At 73.3% G+C, this 18,879-nt stretch carries 12 protein-coding genes; 7 read left to right on the forward strand and 5 right to left on the reverse strand.

Translation table 11 applies throughout. The features are described from left to right. The first annotated feature begins 291 nt into the window (after positions 1 to 291). Together rsgA and ABZT74_RS05605 are read left to right on the forward strand one after the other, a co-directional pair. Positions 292 to 1,368 (forward strand): ribosome small subunit-dependent GTPase A, encoded by a 1,077-nt coding sequence (rsgA, locus tag ABZT74_RS05600; RefSeq protein ID WP_356433644.1) that lies wholly within the window; start codon positions 292 to 294, stop codon positions 1,366 to 1,368. A gap of 202 nt (positions 1,369 to 1,570) precedes the next feature. Continuing rightward, positions 1,571 to 3,025, forward strand: coding sequence for an AlkA N-terminal domain-containing protein (locus ABZT74_RS05605; RefSeq protein ID WP_356433645.1), 1,455 nt, complete (start codon positions 1,571 to 1,573; stop codon positions 3,023 to 3,025). A 207-nt stretch (positions 3,026 to 3,232) separates the two neighbouring features. On the opposite strand, the gene ABZT74_RS05610 is transcribed toward ABZT74_RS05605, so the two are convergent. Continuing rightward, positions 3,233 to 3,973 carry a peptidase E gene (locus ABZT74_RS05610; RefSeq protein WP_356433491.1) on the reverse strand — a complete coding sequence of 247 codons (741 nt, stop codon included), beginning with the start codon at positions 3,971 to 3,973 and terminating at the stop codon, positions 3,233 to 3,235. Between the two features lie 95 nt (positions 3,974 to 4,068). Next, the gene (locus ABZT74_RS05615) at positions 4,069 to 4,437 is read right to left on the reverse strand and encodes a PPOX class F420-dependent oxidoreductase (RefSeq protein WP_081220038.1); all 369 of its coding nucleotides are present in this window, start codon (positions 4,435 to 4,437) and stop codon (positions 4,069 to 4,071) included. 210 nt (positions 4,438 to 4,647) lie between these two features. Between ABZT74_RS05615 and ABZT74_RS05620 the strand changes: the two genes are divergently transcribed. Next, positions 4,648 to 5,931, forward strand: coding sequence for an SGNH/GDSL hydrolase family protein (locus tag ABZT74_RS05620; RefSeq protein WP_356433492.1), 1,284 nt, complete (start codon positions 4,648 to 4,650; stop codon positions 5,929 to 5,931). Between the two features lie 27 nt (positions 5,932 to 5,958). Here the strand turns inward: ABZT74_RS05620 and ABZT74_RS05625 are convergent, their stop codons facing one another. Next, a complete protein-coding gene (locus ABZT74_RS05625; protein ID WP_356165296.1) occupies positions 5,959 to 6,441 on the reverse strand; it encodes a DUF456 domain-containing protein in 483 nt (160 codons plus the stop codon). Between the two features lie 36 nt (positions 6,442 to 6,477). Further along, complete coding sequence (locus ABZT74_RS05630; protein ID WP_355869306.1) at positions 6,478 to 7,458, reverse strand: helix-turn-helix transcriptional regulator; 981 nt, start codon at positions 7,456 to 7,458, stop codon at positions 6,478 to 6,480. A gap of 284 nt (positions 7,459 to 7,742) precedes the next feature. On the opposite strand from ABZT74_RS05630, the gene ABZT74_RS05635 reads away from it, so the two are divergent. The 4 genes from ABZT74_RS05635 (at position 7,743) to ABZT74_RS05650 (ending at position 17,485) form a co-directional block, all read left to right on the forward strand. Next, entirely contained in the window at positions 7,743 to 11,411 is a 3,669-nt protein-coding gene (locus tag ABZT74_RS05635; RefSeq protein WP_356433493.1) for a S8 family serine peptidase, read from the forward strand. A 1,348-nt stretch (positions 11,412 to 12,759) separates the two neighbouring features. Continuing rightward, positions 12,760 to 14,346 (forward strand): protein phosphatase 2C domain-containing protein, encoded by a 1,587-nt coding sequence (locus tag ABZT74_RS05640; protein WP_356433494.1) that lies wholly within the window; start codon positions 12,760 to 12,762, stop codon positions 14,344 to 14,346. Between the two features lie 99 nt (positions 14,347 to 14,445). Then, the gene (locus ABZT74_RS05645; RefSeq protein WP_356433495.1) at positions 14,446 to 16,188 is read left to right on the forward strand and encodes a pyruvate dehydrogenase; all 1,743 of its coding nucleotides are present in this window, start codon (positions 14,446 to 14,448) and stop codon (positions 16,186 to 16,188) included. An 874-nt stretch (positions 16,189 to 17,062) separates the two neighbouring features. Further along, entirely contained in the window at positions 17,063 to 17,485 is a 423-nt protein-coding gene (locus ABZT74_RS05650; RefSeq protein WP_355869651.1) for an ATP-binding protein, read from the forward strand. Positions 17,486 to 17,569: 84 nt separating this feature from the next. On the opposite strand, the gene ABZT74_RS05655 is transcribed toward ABZT74_RS05650, so the two are convergent. After that, positions 17,570 to 18,607 (reverse strand): DUF2637 domain-containing protein, encoded by a 1,038-nt coding sequence (locus ABZT74_RS05655; protein WP_355869315.1) that lies wholly within the window; start codon positions 18,605 to 18,607, stop codon positions 17,570 to 17,572. Between the last annotated feature and the right edge of the window lie 272 nt (positions 18,608 to 18,879).

An 18,879-nucleotide genomic window follows, 5' to 3' on the forward strand; every position in this document is an offset into this window, starting at 1 on the left:
GATCTCTGTCCTTAATTCGATGGCGCCGTAGCCGAGCGGTCTTTAGAGTGGAGGAGTTGGAGCGACCACGGTGTTCGTTGTCGCAGGTGACGTGGAATGTGCACGGGGAGGTGTGACCGATGGCTGTCATTGAGATGGGCGCTGCCCGCATCCAGAAGTTCATCAAGTCCATCTCCGTGGCCACCGGCTGACCTTCCTCTTCCTTCGCGCCGTAGTGCGCGTCGCCGGGGCCGCCCTTGTGAAGGGTCTCCCTTGACTTCCAGCTCCGCCCTCCCGACCTCGTTCGCGTCCCTGGACCTCTCCCCGCTCGTGTCCTACGGCTGGGACGACGCCTGGGCCGACGAGTTCGCTCCCTACCTCTCCGAAGGTCTCGTCGCCGGGCGCGTGATCCGCGTCGACCGCGGTCAGTGCGACGTGGCCACCGCCGACGGGGTCATCCGCGCGGACACCGCGTTCGTGACACCGCACGACCCGATGCGGGTCGTGTGCACCGGCGACTGGGTCGCCGTCGAACCCTCCGGTCACCCCCGCTACGTACGGGCGTATCTGCCGCGCCGTACCGCCTTCGTACGCTCCACCTCCTCCAAGCGGTCCGAGGGGCAGATCCTCGCCGCCAACGTCGACCACGCGGTCGTCGCCGTGTCCCTCGCCGTCGAACTCGACCTCGGCAGGGTCGAACGCTTCCTGGCCCTGGCCTGGGAGTCCGGAGCGCAGCCCGTGGTCGTCCTCACCAAGGCCGACCTGGTGCCCGATCCGGTGACGCTCGGCCACCTCGTCCAGGACGTGGAGAACTCGGCACCGGGCGTGCCCGTGCTCAGCGCCAGCGCCGCGAACGGCGAGGGGCTCGACGTCCTCGAAGCCGTCCTCGCCGGAGGGACCGCGGTCCTGCTCGGCCAGTCCGGCGCCGGCAAGTCCACCCTCGCCAACGCCCTGCTGGGCGCGGACGTGATGGAGGTCCAGGCCACCCGCGACATGGACGGCAAGGGCCGGCACACGACCACGACCCGCAACCTCCTCGTCCTGCCGGGCGGCGGTGTCCTCATCGACACCCCGGGACTGCGCGGAGTCGGCCTCTGGGACGCCGAGACCGGCGTCGGTCAGGTGTTCGCCGAGATCGAGGAGTTCGCCGCCGACTGCCGGTTCCAGGACTGCGCGCACGTCGCCGAACCCGGCTGCGCGGTGCTGGAGGCCGTCGACTCCGGTGCGCTGCAGGAACGGCGTCTCGACAGCTACCGCAAGCTGATCCGGGAGAACCAGCGGATCGTCGCCAAGACGGACGCCCGGTTGCGCGCCGAGATCCGCCGGGACTGGAAGCGCAAGGGGGCCGACGGTCGCGCGGCGATGGAGGCCAAGCGGGGCCGCTGGTAGCCACACCCCGCGGAGAGCCGGCGGTACCGGCTCTCCGCGCCGTTCACCGGTCCGGCCGGGGCAGGGCGACGGTCCGTCCGTCGCCCCACCCCGGCCTGCCGTGGCCGCCGGGGCGTCGCTCCCGGCGCCTCCGTCCGGTCCGCAGCGTGGTGTCCGATTCCCGCCAGCCGCGCGGTCCGTTCCGGGCCACACTGGAAGGGTGATCGACGAGGACACCAGGTACGAGGCCGTACGCAGCCGGGACGCCCGCTTCGACGGGGAGTTCTTCTTCGCCGTGCGGACGACCGGGATCTACTGCCGGCCCAGCTGCCCCGCGGTGACGCCGAAGCGGCAGAACGTCTGCTTCTACGCGACGGCCGCAGCCGCACAGGGCTCCGGCTTCCGGGCCTGCCGCCGATGCCGCCCGGACGCCGTGCCTGGTTCCGCGGCATGGAACGTACGGGCCGACGTCGTCGGCCGCGCCATGCGTCTGATCGGCGACGGCGTGGTGGACCGCGAGGGTGTCGGCGGGCTCGCCGACCGTCTCGGCTACAGCGCCCGTCAGGTGCAGCGCCAGCTCACCGCCGAGGTCGGCGCGGGCCCCGTCGCCCTCGCCCGCGCCCAGCGGGCGCACACCGCGCGCATCCTCCTGCAGACCACCGGCCTCCCCATCACGCAGATCGCCTTCGCGGCCGGTTTCGCCAGCGTGCGCCAGTTCAACGACACGATCCGCGCTGTCTACGCGTCGACGCCGAGCGAACTGCGGGCCGCCGCACCCCGCACCGGCCCTGCCGCCCGTCGCGCGGCCACGCCCGCCGCCGGTGTCCCCCTCCGGCTCGCCTACCGCGGCCCCTACCAGGCAACCGCCGTCTTCGACCTGCTGACCGCCGAGGCCGTGCCGGGCGTCGAGTCCGTGAGCGGCCCCCGAGGCCGCCGCACCTACCGGCGGACCCTCCGACTTCCGTACGGAACGGGAATCGTCGCCGTCGACGAGCGGCCCCGCGGAGGAAGGAGCCGCGAGGCGTCGGCCGAGTCGAGCGGCGCCGTTAAGGGCGGGACCGGCGCGGGTGGGGTCTGGTCCGACGGCCGCCCCGGTGGCTGGCTGGACGCCCGGCTGCATCTCACGGATCTCCGCGACCTCACCACCGCGGTCGGGCGGCTGCGCCGGCTGTTCGACCTCGACGCCGATCCGTACGCCGTCGACGAGAGGCTGGGGGCCGACGCCCGGCTGGGCCCGCTCGTCGCGGCGCGGCCGGGCCTGCGCTCGCCGGGCAGCGCCGATCCGGACGAGCTGGCGGTGCGCGCCCTGGTGGGGAAGGAGCAGGCCGAGCGCCTCGTGCTGCGTTACGGGAAGGCTCTGGACGCCCCGTGCGGCACGCTCACGCACCTCTTCCCGGAGGCGGCCGTGCTCGCGGAGGCGGAGCCGGACGGCCCCCTCGGCGCACTGACCGCCGCGCTCGCCGACGGGGCCCTGCGCCTGGACCCCGGAGCCGACCGCGACGCGGCACAGGAGTTCCTGCTCACCCTGCCCGGCATGGACAGCGCCACCGTCACCGCCATCCGCACCCGCGCCCTCGGCGACCCGGACACGGCGCCCCCCGGCGCCGGCCTCCCGGACAGCTGGCGGCCGTGGCGCTCGTACGCGGTCCAACACCTGTGTGTGGCAGGACAGTTGTAGGCCGCCGACCGCGCTGAAGGCCGGGCGCCCAACGGGTCACGGGCCGCGCATCGACGCCGGAGGGTTGTCCGCCGGCCGCACGACGGTCCGGACCACCCGGGTCCCTCGACCCCTCGGCGCGCATGCGGGGGAACGCTCGGCGGCAGGGGAGTGGCGCGGGTCATCGAGGCCTCGCGCCAAGGGCGTTCGGGGTCGCGGCGACCGACGTCAGTCGCTCGGCGCGGCCAGTTCGCGGGGTTCGACGCGGGTTTCCGTCGCCGTGTCGCCCTCGCGGGTGACGACGTAGGCGGCCTTGCCGGGGATCTCCGTGACGGCCTCGACGAGACGGGTCCCGCGGTAGACCAGTCCCACGCCGTCGTCGGTGCAGTGGGTCTCGGGGAGAGTGCCGTCGGCCACCAGCCGGTGGACGAGGGGGCGGCGGCCCGGGTCGCTGTCGTAGTGGACGCCGTTGCCGAACGGCAGGTAGCCCAGTCCGTCGGTGAGCGCCCGGAGTTCGGGGCCGAAGGAGTCCGTGGTCCCGCCCTGGAACCAGCAGAGCGAGCCGGCGCTCACCCCGCTGAGCACGACCCCCGCCTCCCAGGCCCGGCGGAACACCGCGTCGAGTCCGTGGACCCGCCACACGGCGAGCAGGTTCGCCGCCGAACCGCCCATCACCCACACGACGTCCTGTTCGAGCACGGCGCTCTCAACGTCGTCGATGTTCGGCATCGGGAACAGGTGCAGCGGCGTGAGGTCGAAGTCCGCCACGCGGGCCGCCTCGCTCATCCGGGACGTGAAGTGTTCGGCGTCGCCGATCGCCGTCCCGACGTACATGACGCGGGGGCGGCGGCCCTCGACCCGGGCCAGTTCCACGGCGTGGTGGACGAGCGGGCCGAACAACACCCGGGTGCGGTCGCCGACGCGGTGACCACCCGAGGTGGCCAGGATCGTGGGTTCCGTGGCGGTCATGGCTCGGGACCCTACCAAGGTCCACGGGCCTCGCGATCTTGGGCCGATGTGTCTCCAGATGGCCCCTCATCAACGGGTTCGGCCCGCTTGGCCGTTCAGTCCTCCAGGCCCCAACTGTGGATCCGGCGCGGGTGGATCCGGATCAGCTCCTCGCTGAAGTGCGGGCCCAAGTCGTGCTTTCCGGTGAGGAGTTCGGCCTCGCCGCGGATGTCGAGGCCTCGTACCTTCCACGGGCTCACGCTGACGATGTCGTCGACGACCAGCGCGACCTTCGGATTCTTCTGCAGATTGCGCCACTTCTTGGTCGTTCCCATGGCGTACCCGCCGATCAGGATCGTCCCGTCGTCCTGCGGGAAGAAGCCGACGGGGTTGGCCTGGGGCTGCCCGAGCGGGTCCACGGTGGCCAGTCGGCCCAGCCGTTGCGACCTGAGGTACGCGCGCTCCGCCTCGCTGAATTCGGTCATGACAGCAGCCAAACACGCGCCGCCCCGCGACGCATCGGGTTCCGGACCACGTCCGTCGCAGGACGCGGATCCGGAGCGCCGGCGGTGGCCGCCGTCGGTCGGGGGGTGATGCCGCTGCCCGGCCTCGCCCGGACGGCGCGGCGCGTCGTGCCGCCGCCATTGGTGTGACGGTGCGTTGCGCGGGTCCGTGGTCAGGGAAGCCATGGCCCCATGACCCGCGCGATCATGCTCAGGCGCCTTCTCGTCACCCTGGTGACCACCCTGGTTCTCACCCCGCCGAGCGTGATCGCCGAGGCGGAGTCCGGCCCCGGTCCGGTCGCCGCGCCGCGGGCGGAGAACCGCGGTGGTTCCCGGGACACCTGGACCGGCACCTGGGAGGGCGCCCCCTCCGGCACGGCGCCCGCGCTGCCCGGCGCCTCCATCCGCAACGTCGTCCACACCAGCGTCGGCGGCCGGGCCGCCCGCGTCCGTCTCTCCAACCGGCTCGGCACCGCACCACTCCAACTCGGCTCCGTCACCCTGGCGTTGCAGGTTCCGGGCGCACCGGCCGGCCCGGGCGCCGTGGCCGGCACCCTGCGCACGGTCACGTTCGGCGGCGCCCGTTCGCTCTCCGTCCCCGTGGGCCGGGACGTGGTCAGCGACCCCGTCGCCCTGACGGTGCCCGCCGACGCCAACCTGCTCGTGTCGGTGCACACCCCGGCCGGCTCGGGCCCGGCGACGTTCCACCGCTCCGCGCTCCAGGCCAACTTCGTCGCGCCCGGCGGCGACCGCACCGCCGACGTGAGCGGCGCCGCGTACACGAGGACGGTCGGCAACTGGTACTACGTGACCGGCGTCGACGTGCTCGGCGCCTCGACCGCGGGCAGTGTGGTCGCGCTCGGCGACTCCATCACCGACGGGACGGGCTCCTCGTTCAGCGCCGACCACCGCTGGCCGGACCGGCTCGCCGACCGGCTGCGGGACCTCCCCGCGGACCGGCGGCCCGGCGTCCTCAACGCGGGGATCTCCGGCAACCGCGTCCTGCGTGAAGGACGCGGCCCGAGCGCGCTGACCCGTCTCGACACCGACGTCTTCTCCCGCTCGGGCGTCCGCACGATGATCGTGCTGGAGGGCATCAACGACATCAAGGGCAGTCCCGAGGTGACGGACCCCCTCGACCTGGAGAACGCCTACCGGCTTCTCGTGCGCCGCGCCCACGCCCGCGGCATCCGCGTCATCGGCGGCACGATCACCCCGTACGGCGGTCACAGCGCGTACACCCCGGCGCGTGAGGCGGTGCGGCTCGCGGTCAACGACGCCATCCGCGGCCGGCGGATCTTCGACGCCGTCGCCGACTTCGACGCGACGGTCCGCGACCCGGCCCACCCGAACCGCATCCTCCCCGGCTACGACCCGGGCGATCATCTGCACTTCAACGACACCGGCATGCGCGCGCTCGCCGACACGATCGACCTGACCGCCCTCGTCCCGACCAGGGCGGCGCGCTTCCCGTAGGGCCCGGGGACCCGTGAGGCGTCCCCGTCAGCCCCAGATCGCGGCCCCCAGCCAGGCCCCCAGGATCAGCAGGCAGGCGAAGAACTCCGTCAGGACACTCCAGCCGCCCGACCGCATCGCGGTCCGCACCGACGTCCACGCCTCGCCCCGGCCGCCGAGGCGCAGCCGCTCACACAGGTAGATCCCGCCGACGAAACCGGGGATCGCGCCCACCACCGGGAGCAGGACGAAACCCAGGAGGGACCCGGCCCCGGCGTACACCGCCATCCGGGTGGTGGCGCCGCTCTCCCGCAGCCGGCGTGGGGGAAGAACGAACCGGATGGCCTGTGCGAGCAGCAGGACCGCCGTCGCGCCGACGAGGACCGCCCAGGACAGGGCCCGGGGATCGCTCAGCGCCCACCACAGAACCGCGGCCCAGACGAGCCACGACCCCGGCAGACCGGGCACCAGTACTCCGGACAGGCCGAGCAGAATCACCACGCCGACCAGCAGGAGTTCCCACACTCCCATCTGCCCAGCCTGCCCGAGCGGGCGCGGAACCGCAGGTCAGTCCCGCGCCACCCAGCCCCGTTCGTAGGCGTGCCAGCCCAGCTGGAGCCGGGTCGCGACGCCCGTCAGCTCCATCAGCCGCTTCACACGGCGCTGTACCGTCCGCAGCCCCAGATCGAGCTGTTTGGCCACGCTCGCGTCGGTCAGCCCCGCAAGGAGCAGGGAGAGGATTTCCAGATCGGCGCCGTCCGGGCCGTCCGGCTCCTGCTCCAGCACACCCCGGCTGCCCAGCCGCAGCGGCAGCGCGTCCCGCCACACCGACTGGAACAGCCCCGACAGCAGCTCCAGGAGCCCGCTCGCGTGCACCACCAGCGCCGCCGGCTCCGCGGTGTGCGAGGTCAGCGGCACCATCGCCAGCGCCCGGTCGGCGATCACCAGCTTGGTCGGCACCTGGTCCACGACCCGCACCTGCTCCTCGCGGCCCAGCGCCGCGGACAGCTCCGTGATGCCGGTCGGCAGGTCGAGGACGGACCGCTCGACGACGACGCGGTAGCGCACACCGCGGCCGGCGGCCTGCTCCTCCGCGTCGTTGTCCGTTCCCGACACCACCAGCGGCTTCCCGGTGACCAGCGCGCACACCTCCTCGGCCGCGCCGAGCTGGAGCTGGAGGAACCGCTGGGCGACCGCCGCCGCGCCGATCACCACCTCCACGAGGTCGTGCACGGCCGGCTCTGCGGCGGAGGCCCGGTACTCCTCGGCCAGCAGCGCCGCCGCCAGCTCCGCCTTCTCCAGTTCGTGGCGCTGCTGGGTGAGCAGCGCGCCGAGGGCGACGCCCGGCGGCGCGGCGACCCAGCGCCCGGGCCGAGCGGAGGACTGCGCGGCCAGACCGTGCCGCTCCAGGATGCGCAGCGCGCGCTCCGTGTCGTACTCGCCGAGCGTGAGCCGGCGCGCGAGATCGGGTACGTCGGCGGCACCCACGGACACCAGTGCCCGGTACGCCGACTCGTGGGTCTCGTCCAGACCTATCGCTCCGAGCATGCGGCGATGTCCCTCCCCAGAATGCGTTCCGGCCGGTCGGCGGCACCGTGGCGGGAAACGGCCACGGCGCAAACCCGCCTCGGCACATCATCGCCGCACCCCCCGCCCCTCTGACAAGCTCACGCCACCGCAGCACCAACCACCGCCCGTAATGCCCTGCTTGGGTCCGGCCTGCGCGAACACGGGCCGCACCGGCGCGTGGACCGCGCCGGGCCCGGAGCGGGCGACCGGGCGGACGACCTTGGGGAGTGGGACTTTTGGGGAGAGGGATATCGCGTACGGCCATGGGGGCGGCGACCGCCGCCGTCCTCGCCGTCACGACAGTCGTACCCACGGCGGCCGCGGAGCAGCCGCGGCCACTGACCGGCACCGGGGCCGCCGCCTCGGGCTCCGTCGTCACCCTCGTCACCGGTGACCGCGTCCTGGTGACGAAGGACGGGGCGAACGTCCTGCCCGCCGCCGACGGCACCACCCCCTTCGTCCAGACCCGGCAGTCCGGCAAGGACGTCTACGTCTATCCCGCGGGCGCCGTCGCCGCGATAGCCGCCGGCCGCATCGACGAGGAACTCTTCAACGTCACCGGCCTGGTGCGACAGGGCTACGACGACGCGCACACCTCGACGGTCCCGGTCATCGCCACGTACGACACCTCGGTCGCCCGGAGCCTGCCGGTCACCCCGCGCGGCGCGCGGCGCGGCCAGGTCCTCGACCCGATCGACGGCGTCGCGCTCGCGGCCGACAAGAAGAAGGCCGCCGAGTTCTGGGCGGACATCACGAACTCCCGCAGCCGCGCGGCCGGTTCACTGAAGAAGCTGTGGCTCGACGCGAAGGTGCGGGCCACCCTCGACCGTTCGACCAAGCAGGTGCACGCCCCCGAGGCGTGGGCCGCCGGGTACGACGGCAAGGGCACCAAGGTCGCCGTCCTCGACACCGGTGTCGACGCCGACCACCCCGACCTCAAGGGCCGGATCACCGCGTCCGAGAACTTCACCGACTCCCCGGACACGAGCGACCACCAGGGGCACGGCACCCACACCACCTCCACCGTCGGCGGCACGGGCGCGGCGAGCGACGGCAGGCAGAAGGGCGTCGCCCCCGCGGCCGACCTCCTGAACGGCAAGGTCCTCAACGACTACGGCTCCGGTGAGACGTCCTGGATCATCGCCGGCATGCAGTGGGCGGTCGACCAGGGCGCCGACGTGGTCTCGATGAGCCTCGGCAACCCCGCGCGCACCGACTGCACCGACCCCATGAGCGCGGCGGCCGAGGAACTCGCCCGGTCGAGCAAGAAGACCCTCTTCGTGATCGCCGCGGGCAACACCGGGCCGAGCCCGAACTCCGTCTCCTCGCCCGGCTGCGCGCCCAGCGTCCTCACCGTCGGCGCCGTCGACCGCGACGACTCCACGGCGTCCTTCTCCAGCCGCGGCCCGGCCTTCGGCTCGCACACGCTGAAGCCGGAGATCACCGCGCCGGGCGTGGACATCTCGGCCGCCAACGCGGGCGGACGCGGCGTCTACGCCTACCAGTCCATGAGCGGTACGTCGATGGCGACCCCGCACGTCGCGGGCGCCGCCGCGATCGTCAGGCAACGCCATCCCGACTGGACCGCCCAGCAGATCAAGGCCGCCCTCGTCTCCGCCGCCGACGCGGACATCCCCGGCGACGTACGGGAGACCGGCGGCGGCCGCCTCGACGTGAAGGCCGCCGTCGACGAGACCGTGCTCGGCACGCCCGCGCTGCAGGGCGGATCCTTCAACTGGCCGCAGGACAGGAGCGACCGCACGACCGTCGACGTGCCGTACACCAACACCGGTACGAAGACGGTGCGGTTGAAGCTCGCCCTCGCCGGAGTCACCGGCAACGACGGCTCCGCCGTGCGCACCCCGGTCGCCCGGCTCGGGGCAGGCTCCGTCACCGTCGCCCCGGGCGCGACCGCCACGGTCCCGCTCACCCTCGACCCGGACGCCACGCTGACCCGCGCCCAGTACGGCGACGTCACCGGCCGCGTCCTCGCCACCGCCGACGACGTGGCGGTCTCCACCCCCTTCTCCCTGTACGTCCAGCCGGAGACGGTCACCCTGCGCGTCAAGCTCGTCGACCGGCTCGGCCGTCCCGCCGGCTCCGCCTCGTCCGTCGACCTCATCGGCACGGACGACGCGAGCGGCGAACGCCGCTTCAACGAGGGCGCGACCGACCAGACCTACGAGATACGCCCCGGCAGCTACTTCCTCTCCAGCTTCGTCGCCACTCCCGATACGGAGGGCACCCTCGTCGACTCCCTGACGTACCTGGCCCGTCCGCAGCTGGAGATCCGCAAGGACACCACCGTCGTGCTCGACGCCCGCACGGCCCACCGGCTGAGCGTGCGGACCGACCAGCCGTCCGAACTGCGCGGTGCCACCCTCGGGTTCGCCCGCTCCTGGGACGAAACCTGGCTGCACGCCGGAACCGCCGCCGGAGGCCGCTCCGTTCGCGGCTACTACGCCTCGGTCGACGGCCGGGCGAGCCACGGCACCTTCGAGTTCGACAGCTTCTGGCGGGCCGCGGCCCCACAGACCTCCGAACTCGCCGTCGTCGGAGGCCCGGTGCTGCACCCGGTGACCGGCTCGACCTCCTCCGCCAACCTGGACGGCACCGGACGCGCCCGGCTCGTCGACGCCAAGTCGGGCACGGCGGACGAACTCGCCGGCGCCCGGGGGAAGATCGCGCTCGTCAAGCTGCCGGACAACGGCAGCGCGAGCACCGTCGCCACGGCAGCGAAGGCCGCGGGCGCGCTCGCCGTCCTCGCCTACCGCGAGGCACCCGGTCGCTGGTACCCGTCGACCGGCTTCACCGGCGGCCCGCTCCCGGTCCTCGGCATCCCGGCCGACGAGGCACGCGCCCTGCTCGCCTCCCCCGACGTGACGCTGCGCTGGAAGGCGACCGCCAAGAGCCCCTACGTCTACAACCTGGCCTTCCCGGAGACCGGACAGCTCCAGCACGCCGTCAGCTACCGGGTCCGCGACCGTGACCTGGCCGCCGACCACGCCACCTACCGCGCGATGGGCACCGCCACCGACTACGTCGACCTGCCCTCCTTCAGCCGCCCGAGCGGACTCACCGGCTCCTTCGCCGAACTCGAGACCGTTCCCGCACCCTTCGAACGCACCGAGTACTCCTCCGCGGGCACCACCGGCTGGGGGCACCAGGTGTCCAGCAGCTTCCCCTTCGGCGAGTTCATGATCGACCCGGTGCGCACCTACTCCACGGGGGAGCGGCGCAGCGAGGAGTGGTACGGCGGGGTCCTCTCCCCGGTGGCCCCTCTCGACGCCTCCGGTGAGCAGGCGCTCGCCGCGGAGCGCCAGGGCAACCTGATCGGCGCGGCCCCCGGTTTCTGGGGTGACGCCCAACACCTGGGAGTCCAGGGAAGTTTCGGGGACATCGGCTCCATGGAACTGCGGCGCGACGGTGTGTCGCTGGGCGAGTCCTCCGTCCCGTACGGAGTGTTCGAGGTCCCCGCCGAGGACGCCTCGTACGACCTCACCCTCGTCACCGTGAAGATCGGGTCCCGCGTCTGGAACCGGTCGACGCAGACAGTGACGACCTGGTCCTTCCGCTCGCACCTCGAAGAGGACGTCTTCTCGCAGGGCATCCCGCTGCTCTTCCCGTGCTACACCCTGCCCGAGGACGGCCTCAAGTCCCTTGCGGCGAAGGACGGTCAGCGGATCACCCTGTCGGCCACCGGTCACGCCGGCTACCGGCCCGGGGAACTCACCTCGGCGAAGCTGTCGTACTCCTACGACGACGGGAAGACCTGGACGTCCGCCGCGACCGCCCGGCACGACGGCCGGTGGACGGCGACCGTCGATCACAGCGGAGCCCAAGGAAAGCAGGTCACACTCAAGGCCGAACTGACCGACGCGGCAGGCAACTCGGTCAGCCAGACCGTGAACCGGGCCTACGACGTGCGCTGAGTCCCGGGCACCAGGACGCCGCCGGGCGGTTCTCCCGTGGGGGGTGGGACCGCCCGGCGGTCATGTGTGCGGCCGTTCTGTGCCGTATTTCTGTTCGACGACTGCCTCGACACGCCGTTCGACGGCCAGCACCTTGGCCGGTTTTTCCGGATGCCCCGTTTTCAACAGGCCACCGCGGTGGACAATTAGGGGCATGAGCCAGCAGGGGGAGAAGCCCACCGGTCACGAGGACGCATGGTGGGGGGAGTTGTACGACGACTCCACCGAGGACACGGGGCCGGCACCGGCGGCCGACTCCCTGGACGACCGGTTCGCGTCGGCGGCCGGGACACTGGGCGACGGCGCCGGAACCGGCCAGCAGCCCGCGCCCGACGGGGAGTTCGGGCCGGAGCGGGGTCTCGTCCCGGGACCGGCATCCCGAACGGGGGCGGAGCCGAGGCCCGTACCCGCGCCGGAGAGCGCCCCGGGCCCCGGACCGGTGCCGGGGTCCGGTGCCGCGCCCGGACCCGGGTCTGAGTGGGGACCCGCGCCGGGTCGCGGCAGCGGGACCGCGCGGCCCCCCGGCGCCTTCGACGACGAGGCTCGCGCGCCGTACCCCGAGCAGCGGGACTCCGGTGCGCCGGACGTCTTCCGCCCGGAGACGGGGGACCGGCCGGACCGGCCGGCCGGCGTACCCGGGCAGGCTCCCTCCGGCTGGGACCGACCGTCCTCCTCTTCCTCGGCCTTCGATGACCGGGCTCCCGCGCCGTACCCGGGTCGACGGGACTCCGGTGCGCCGGACGTGTCCCGCCCGGAGACGGGGGACGGGCCGCCCGCCGTACCGAGGCAGACCCCCGCTGCCTGGGACCGGGCGTCCGCTCCCCGGGCGGATCGGGACAGTGCCCCGGCGCCCGGGGCCTGGACCGGCGCGACCCCCCGCGGTCAGGCGGCGTCGTCCCGCCCCGGCCGATGGGAGCGCGGCCCGGGGACGGGGCAGGATCGCGACGAGGCCGCGTATCCGGACAGGGACCCGAATCCCGACGAGGACCGGCCCACCCGGGCCGGACTCGGGCACCGGCCCAGCTCCTGGGACGCCCCGCCCGCCGATCCGGCGGCCCCCGTCCCGTTCCCGCCCGGCCCGACCCCACCGGGGTTCACCCCCCAGACCCCCGCCCCGGACGTGAACGCCGAGGAGCCCGCAGGGCGGGTGCCCGGGGCGAGGATTCCGGCTGACGCGCCCCCGCCACCGGCGGACGCGCCGCCCAGGCCCCTGTCCGCACCCCCGAAGCCCGCGTCCGCGCCCGGCGCCGCGAACGTCGCGGAGCCAGGGGGTCCGACGGTCGGTCCGGACTTCGCCGGGCCCGCCCCCGTGGGCCCAGCGGGTCAGGCACCCGCGGGTCCGCCACGGACCGGCCCGGCGACCGCCGGCGAGACGCCCGCCGGTCCCGCACCGGCCGGCCCGGCGCCCGCCAGGTCCGCACCCACGGCTCCGCCTCCTGCCGGTCCGGCACCGGTCGGGCCCGGCCCCGCCGGCTCCGCACCCACGGGCCCACCCCCTGCCGGTCCCGCACCGGCAGGTCCCGTACCGCACGGCCCGGGTCCCGCCGGGCCTCCCGCTGCTCCCCCCTCTGCCGGTTTCGGTCCCGCCGGTCCCGCACCGGTCGGCCCGGCGCCTGCCGGTCCGGCGCCCGCCAGCCCCGCACCCACGGGCCCACTCCCCGCCGGTCCCGCCCCAGCGGGACCACCCCCCGCCGGTCCCGCCCCGGTCGGCCGGGGTCCCGCCGAGGGCCCCGGCCGCCCCGTGCCCTCCGGGCCGAACCCCGTCGGCGCCGCTCCCGCAGGGCCGGCGGAGGGCGGTCACGTGGCCGCCGCCCCTACCGGGCTCCCGAGTACCACCGGCGGTTTCCGGACGCCGCGCGTCGCGGTCGAGCCCGAGGACGCCCGGCCCGCCGCGTCCGGGGAATCCGCGCTCTCCGTGCCCCGGCAGCCGACCGCCGTCGGCCACGTCGGATCCGGTCCGCCCACCTACGACGCCGAACCGACCGCGCTCCCGCCCACCGACCCGGACGAACTCGACGACCTGGTCGCCGACACCGTGCTCGACGGCGCCCGCTACGGGACGAGCACCCTGCGGGCGGCCTCGGTGCGCGGGGACTCCGCCCGGTACCGGGGCGAGCCGCGCCGGGACGCGCTGCTCACCGCCCGGTTCGGGTCGGGCGAGCAGGCCCTCGTGCTGGTGGCGATGGCGACCGGCGCCCGGGCCACCCCGGGAGCGCACCGGGCCGCGGCGGAGGCGTGCCGGTGGATCGCGCGCGCCGTCGGACGCAGCCACGCGCGGTTGTCCGACGACATCCGCGCCGCGCGCCGCGGCGACCTGAAATCGGGCCTGCACCGCCTCACCGACCGCAGTCTCGGCAAGCTGCGGGCGAGCGCGGCGGAGCAGGGCGTCGAACCGGAGGAGTACACGGCCGGCCTGCGCTGTCTGCTGCTGCCCGCCGACCCCGAGTGCCGTACCCGGGTGTTCTTCGGCGTCGGTGCCGGCGGTCTGTTCCGGCTGCGGGACGGCGAGTGGCAGGACATCGAGCCACGGGTAGCCGAGGCCACCGGGGACGCCGTGGTCGGCTTCGGCTCGCCGCCGCACGAGACCCCGGGGGGCGACCGGCTCACCATGGACCTGGGGATCACGACACCCCCGAGCCCCTACGAGCCCGCGCCCCGCCCGCCGCGCCCCCCGTTCCGGTTCCGGGCCTCGATCGCCCGCCCGGGTGACACGCTCCTGCTCTGCACGGGAGGCATGGCGGAGCCGCTGCGCGGCGAACCGGAGCTGGCCGAGTACCTCACGACACGGTGGTCGCAGGGGGAGCCGCCCGGCCTCGCGGCGTTCCTCGCGGACAGCCAGGTACGGGTCAAGGGGTACGCGGACGACAGGACGGCCGCCGCCGTTTGGGAGGCGTAACCGCGCACGGTGTGAATTCATGGAGCCAGGGGACGGACGACGGGACGGGGGACCCGGACAGCCCGAGGGCTTCGAGGATCACGAAGAGGTGCGTGCAGCATGGCCAAGCAGAACGTCGCCGAGCAGTTCGTCGACATCCTCGTCCGTGCGGGCGTCAAGCGGCTGTACGGGGTCGTTGGCGACAGCCTCAACCCCGTCGTGGACGCGATCCGGCGCAACGCCGCCATCGACTGGATCCACGTCCGGCACGAGGAGACGGCCGCGTTCGCCGCGGGCGCCGAGGCGCAGATCACCGGCAAGCTCGCGGCCTGCGCCGGCTCCTGCGGCCCGGGCAACCTCCACCTGATCAACGGCCTCTACGACGCGCACCGCTCAATGGCTCCCGTGCTGGCCCTCGCCTCGCAGATCCCCTCCAGCGAGATCGGCCTCGGATACTTCCAGGAGACCCACCCCGACCAGCTGTTCCGCGAGTGCAGCCACTACAGCGAGCTGATCTCCAGCCCGAAGCAGATGCCGCGGCTGCTCCAGACCGCCATCCAGCACGCGGTCGGCCAGTCCGGGGTCAGTGTCGTCTCGCTGCCCGGAGACATCGCCGCCGAGCCCGCGCCCGACAAGACCATCGAGACCGCTCTGGTCACCTCCCGGCCCAGTGTCCGGCCGGGTGACACCGAGATCGAGGAACTCGTCGCGATGATCGACGAGGCCCAGAAGATCACGCTCTTCTGCGGCAGCGGCACGGCGGGCGCCCACGCCGAGGTCATGGAGTTCGCCGAGAAGATCAAGTCGCCGGTCGGGCACGCCCTGCGGGGCAAGGAGTGGATCCAGTACGACAACCCCTTCGACGTCGGCATGAGCGGGCTCCTCGGCTACGGCGCCGCCTACGAGGCGACCCACGAGTGCGACCTGCTGATCCTGCTGGGCACCGACTTCCCGTACAACGCGTTCCTCCCCGACGACGTCAAGATCGTCCAGGTCGACGTCCGGCCCGAGCGCCTCGGGCGGCGCTCCAAGCTGGACCTCGCGGTGTGGGGGGACGTGAAGGAGACCCTGCGCTGTCTGACCCCGCGGGTGCGGCCCAAGGGCAACCGGCGCTTCCTCGACAAGATGCTGAAGAAGCATGCGGACGCACTCGAAGGCGTCGTCAAGGCCTACACGCGCAAGGTCGACAAGCACGTCCCGATCCACCCCGAGTTCGTCGCCTCCGTGCTCGACGAACTCGCGGACGAAGACGCGGTGTTCACGGTGGACACCGGCATGTGCAACGTCTGGGCGGCCCGCTACATCTCGCCCAACGGCAGCCGACGCGTGATCGGTTCGTTCTCGCACGGCTCGATGGCGAACGCGCTGCCCATGGCGATCGGCGCCCAGTTCACCGACCGGAACCGGCAGGTCGTGTCGATGTCCGGCGACGGCGGGTTCTCCATGCTGATGGGCGACTTCCTCACCCTCGTGCAGTACGACCTGCCCGTGAAGGTGGTCCTCTTCAACAACTCCGCGCTCGGAATGGTGGAGTTGGAGATGCTCGTCGCCGGTCTGCCCTCGTACGGCACCACCAACAAGAACCCGGACTTCGCGGCCGTGGCGCAGGCGTGCGGGGCGTACGGCGTCCGCGTGGAGAAGCCCAAGCAGCTCGCCGGCGCCCTGAAGGACGCCTTCGCCCACAAGGGCCCCGCCCTCGTCGACATCGTCACCGACCCGAACGCCCTGTCCATCCCGCCGAAGATCAGCGCGGACATGGTGACGGGCTTCGCGCTCTCGGCGTCGAAGATCGTGCTGGACGGCGGTGTCGGGCGCATGCTCCAGATGGCCCGGTCCAACCTGCGCAACGTGCCCCGGCCGTAGGCCGCGGGTTCTTCCGCGGGGGTCCGGTCAGGGGCCGGGCGCACGGGGCATGCGGACCCCGTCGAAGGCCGGACAGCGGACATGGATGCTCCAATTCCTGTTTGTGTACGGCGAGTTCGGCAGACACATGTAGGCGGATCGGCTGACCGCGCACGGTCGGGACGTCTCCCGGACGCGCGGTCCCGGAGCCGTCCCGGACGCACGGGCCGCCGCCCCTCCCTGCCGCGGACGTACCCCCGCACCCTCCCTCGCGGGGATCCGGCCGCCGGAGCGTGCGAGGCCCTCTGCGGGGGACGACCGGAGCGTCGTACGGCGGTGCCTCGCTCCGGAGACCGGGACCGCCCTCGGCGGGACCGGAGCCGGCCGCGACCCGCCACCGCTCCGGCCGTCGTCTCCTCAGGTGTCCGGCCCCCGGCGGGGACCCCTCCGTCGACCAGGAGTTTCCCCCGGCCGTGCCGGACGCGCGGCGTCCACGAGCGGTCCGTAACTCCCGGGCCGCGTACGCCGGATCGTCCCGAACATGCCACAGGTCCACGCCGGTGGCACCTGATGCGTTCACCGTGCGGAGCGCGGTGACGGGCGAGGCGCCGGATCCCGGCCCGCCCCGGCGGACACGGGTCCCGCGTCCGGAGAGGATCCCCAGCGTCCGGTCGGTTCCGTCGCGCCGATCAGTGCCCGGTGCAGGCGTCCCGCGACCACGGCCGTGGACCCCGCGAGCGGCGATTCGACATGACTGTCACGTTCCCGTTGGGGCATGGATCCCGTGAACGTGTTCGAGCAGGGGGGATCCGACATCGGCACGCAGGCGGGGGTCATGAAGAGGCAGGCAAGCGGAGGCGCTCCGACGGCCAGGGGGACCTCCTCCACCGATCCGGTGGACGACATGTCCGACGGGGCGACGGAACAGCCGGACACCACCCAGCTGCGGCGCCGGCTCGTCAAGGCGGACCTGCGGGCGGTGCCCGAGGTACGCAGGGCGCTGCGCGAGTTGTTACGGCACTGGGGGGTGCCCGGCCGGTCCGACATAGCCGAGCTGCTGACCAGCGAGCTGGTCACCAACGCACTGGTCCACACCGATCACGACGCCGTCCTGACGGCGACCGTCGGAGCGCGCCGACTGCGCGTGGAGGTGCGGGACTTCGTGGGACGCAGGCCCCGGCTGCGGGTGCCCGAAGCCGGCGACGGCACCCACGGCAGAGGTCTGGTCCTCGTGCAGTCGCTGGCGGACGCGTGGGGCGTACGGGCGCACGGCGTGGGCAAAGCGGTGTGGTTCGAACTGGACGGCGGCACGGTGTAGAACACCGTGCCGCCGTCGTCATGCGTGTCCGGGTCCGGCCGGGGCCGGATCACCCGGGCTGTCGCCCGGGCAGGGAACCGGGCCTCAGCCGAACTGCTGCTCCAGGTCCTTGAGCTTGCGCTCCAGGGAGTCGAGCCGCGGAAGGGCCATCGTGTCGTCCTCCGTGGTGAGGTCGACGGTGATCGGCTCGGTGTTCTTGCGGACCGGGGTGAGCGAGGGCCGTGAGCGCACGGGCAGCTGCTCCGCGGTGGATATGGCAGGCTCCGCGGAGCCCGGGGCGGGTGCCCGCTCCACGGTCGCCGTCTCCAGCTCCCGGCCGCCACCGCGCCCGGCGAAGCCGCGGTGACCACGGCTCAGGGCCTTGAGGTGGGCCCGCTCGACCCGCTCCTCGTTACGGCGGCGCAGTCGGTTCTGCTCCTTCTGGCGCCGGTCCTCGCGCACCTCGTCCACGGCCTCGTCCAGGGTGCGGACGTTCTCCAGGAGCATCAGCGACCACGCGCTGTACGTCTCACGGGGCGCCCGCAGCCAGCGGACGATGCGGATCTGCGGCAGCGGACGCGGCACCAGTCCCTGCTCGCGCAGCGCGGCACGACGGGTCTGCTTCAGCGCACGGTCGAAGAGCACCGCGGCCGACAGGGACATGCCCGCGAAGAACTGCGGGGCGCCGGCGTGGGCCATGCCCCGGGGTGCGTGGACCCAGTTGAACCAGGCCGCGGCACCCGCGAACGTCCACACGAGTATGCGGGAACCGAGAGCCGCGTCACCGTGGCTGGCCTCGCGCACGGCGAGGACGGAGCAGAACATGGCCGCGCCGTCCAGGCCGAACGGGACGAGGTACTCCCAGCCGTCGGAGAGTCCCAGGTTCTGCTGGCCGAAGCCGACCAGGCCATGGAAGGAGAGTGCCGCCGCGACCGCGGCACAGCAGAACAACAGCACATAGGAGGCCGAGCCGTAGAAGGCTTCCTTACGCCTGCGGCGCTCCTCGCTGCGTTCCCAGGAGTCGTCGCCGCTCGTGTCCCCGGACCGCTTGCCGCGCGCGAGCACCGCCACCGCCGCCAGCAGGCCCAGGAGCAGAACGGCGCCTGGAAGCAGCCAGTTCAGCGATATGTCGGTCAGTCTCATCTGGGGTCCCTTGCATTGGGATAGGGCGTAACGCCCGCCATAGTGGCCCAATCACGTCGGCCCTCAGGGGGTTTCGGGGCAAGAGGCCGCCAAGGGAGTGCAAGGGGATGCGCAGGGCGACGTTCTGCTCGAACTGCCGCACGAGGGACGGGAGTTGAGTGCGAATAAGATTACCCGTACGGATGGTTCGACGGAAAGTTCCTGCGACAAGTGAGGAACTTGTGAAGCAACTGTGATCCGGGAACGTCTCCGAGGCACCCTCGGGTGATGTT

The sequence above is a fragment of the Streptomyces sp. NPDC005302 genome (assembly GCF_040607345.1).
GTDB lineage: Bacteria > Actinomycetota > Actinomycetes > Streptomycetales > Streptomycetaceae > Streptomyces.